The 1,283-nt window shown below is 60.2% G+C and carries 1 protein-coding gene; it reads left to right on the top strand.

Annotated features, from left to right (window positions below):
• Nucleotides 1-83: 83 nt before the first annotated feature.
• Nucleotides 84-1,222 (top strand): IS3 family transposase gene (locus ABZ728_RS22045; protein WP_366658601.1). Its coding sequence is split into 2 segments (ribosomal slippage): nucleotides 84-348 and nucleotides 348-1,222, totalling 1,140 coding nucleotides; the frame shifts between segments, so codons are not numbered across the junction.
• The last annotated feature ends 61 nt before the right edge of the window (nucleotides 1,223-1,283 follow it).

The following is a 1,283-nucleotide window of genomic DNA, read 5'->3' as shown; positions in this document are numbered from 1 at the left end:
AGAGGTGGTTCGGGGAATCTGGACAGTCGGGATAAGTGGATTTTCGGCCTGAGATCGGCATGATGCCGGGGACAGGAGAGACCATGACCAGACGACCACGCCGGAACCACAGCCCGGCCTTCAAAGCGAAAGTGGCGCTTGCCGCGATCAAGGGTGAGAAGACGCTGGCCGAGTTGGCCGAGCAGCATGACGTTCATGCCAACCAGATTACGTCCTGGCGTGCGCAGCTTCTGGAAGGGGCTGCCGAAGTCTTCGGCGGCGACAGCAAGGCCGAAGCGCCGCCACCGATCGATGTGAAGGAACTCCACGCGAAGATCGGCGAGTTGACGCTCACGAACGATTTTTTGGCCGGTGCGCTCACCAAGGCGGGATTGCTGAGCGCAAAACGATGATCGACCGTCAGCACCCTTTGCCCGTCAGGAAGCAGGCAGCGGCCCTCGGCATCAGCCGGGGGAGCGTCTATTATCTGCCGCGACCGACTCCTGCCGCCGATCTGGCGTTGATGCTTCGGATCGACAAATTGCATCTCGATTACCCGTTCGCGGGCAGCCGGATGATGCGCGACTTTCTCGTTCGCGAGGGCTTCGAGGTCGGCCGGCTGCACGTTGCGACGCTGATGAAGCGCATGAGAATCGCGGCGATCTATCGGCGCCCGAACACATCGAAGCCGGCTCTGGGCCACAAGATCTATCCGTATCTGCTGCGCAAGCTGTCTATCACGCGGCCCAACCAGGTCTGGGCAATCGACATCACGTATGTCCCGATGGCGCGTGGCTTCGTCTATCTCGCGGCCGTGGTCGACTGGTTCAGTCGCAAGGTGCTGGCCTGGCGGCTCTCGATCACCATGGAGACAACGTTCTGCATTGAGGCTGTTGAAGAGGCGCTGGCAGAATACGGCAAGCCCGATATCTTCAATTCGGACCAGGGGAGCCAGTTCACCGGCGCGGCCTTCACCGATCTGCTGAAAGAGCACGAGATCGCCATCAGTATGGACGGCAAGGGCGCATGGCGGGATAACGTGTTTGTCGAACGGCTCTGGCGGACAATCAAATACGAGGAGATCTACCTACGGGCCTACGCCAACGTGCCGGAAGCCAGGGCCTCGCTTGGCCGATACATCGACGGCTTCTATAACACCCGCCGACCCCATTCGAGCCTTGCCAGGCAAACGCCGGACGAGGCGTATTTCAATGCGCTGCCATCAACCCCGATGGCGGCTTAACCGAGGCAGGAATCCACTTAACGGCAGTACAGAACCTGTTCAAACAAACCGAACCACCTCT

Origin of the sequence: Fodinicurvata sp. EGI_FJ10296, from assembly GCF_040712075.1 — a bacterium.
Taxonomy (GTDB): Bacteria; Pseudomonadota; Alphaproteobacteria; order DSM-16000; family Inquilinaceae; genus JBFCVL01.
This window is presented reverse-complemented; position numbering and strand designations above follow the sequence as displayed.